This window comes from Jiangella ureilytica (assembly GCF_004348545.1).
GTDB lineage: Bacteria > Actinomycetota > Actinomycetes > Jiangellales > Jiangellaceae > Jiangella > Jiangella ureilytica.
Genome location: NZ_SMKL01000167.1, coordinates 1 through 376 on the forward strand (window position 1 = coordinate 1; position 376 = coordinate 376).

A 376-nucleotide genomic window follows, 5' to 3' on the forward strand; every position below is an offset into this window, starting at 1 on the left:
TGGCTGGTGGCAGGTCAGCGGTGGGATGTCGCGGCGGAGCGTGCGGTGGATGACGTCGGTGAGGTGGCGTTTGAGCACGCGCATGGCGCCGCGTTTGCCTTTGTTGTCGAGGTGTTTGGCGATCAGGGCCTGGGCGGGGGCGTGGTGGCGGGCCTGGGTTAGCGCGACGATGTGCAGGGCTTTGTTCAGGCGCCGGTTGCCGCCGCGGTCCAGGCGGTGGCGTTCGGTGTTGGAGCTCCAGACCGGGATCGGGGCGGTGCCGGCCATGCGGGCCAGCGCGGCGCCGTCGTGGATGCGGGTGGGGTCGCCGAGTTCGGCCAGGATGGTCGCGGCCACGATCGGGCCGACGCCGGGCACTGCGAGCAGGGCCGGGCAG

Annotated in this window: 1 protein-coding gene; it reads right to left on the reverse strand. The window is 72.3% G+C overall.

Features of this window, described 5'->3' with window-relative positions:
* Window positions 1–376: transposase (locus tag E1212_RS29160; protein ID WP_131989037.1), on the reverse strand; the 376-nt coding region annotated here is incomplete at both ends.